Source organism: Nonomuraea deserti (assembly GCF_004348685.1).
Lineage (GTDB): Bacteria > Actinomycetota > Actinomycetes > Streptosporangiales > Streptosporangiaceae > Nonomuraea > Nonomuraea deserti.
On sequence record NZ_SMKO01000456.1, the window covers coordinates 1 to 480 of the forward strand.

Sequence of the window (480 nt, forward strand, 5' to 3'; positions counted from 1 at the left end):
GGCGTGCACCGTGGCCGGATCGTGGATCGCCCGCCGGTAGTCGGCGTACGCCTCGGCGCCCATCTGTTCCGGCGAGCCGCCGTACCAGGCATCCGGATCGGCGTTGATCACCCGCTCGGCGGGTTTGGCGCTCTGGCCGAGGAAGAACCAGTGCCACCAGCGGGCGGCGAACCGGGCGTCGCAGCGGGCCAGCGCCTCGCCGATCGGCACGCCGTCGAGGACACCCAGCCGGCTCACCCGGTCGGGGTGGTCCAGTGCCGTGCGCATCGCCACGTAGCAGCCCCGGTCGTGCCCGATCACCGCCGCCCGGTCGTGGCCGAGCGCGTCGAGCAGGCCGACCACGTCGGCCGCCATGGCCCGTTTCGCGTACCCCGAGTGGTCGTCGCCGCCCGGCGGCTTCGAGGAGCCGCCGTACCCGCGCAGGTCCGGGCAGATCACCGTGAACCGTTCGGCGAGCAGCGGTGCGACCCGGTGCCAGGT

General features: G+C 74.2%; 1 protein-coding gene. It reads right to left on the bottom strand.

Annotated elements, in window-relative coordinates:
• Positions 1-480, bottom strand: a 480-nt coding sequence (locus tag E1292_RS50660; protein WP_132606899.1) for an alpha/beta fold hydrolase, incomplete at both ends; no start/stop codon positions are given.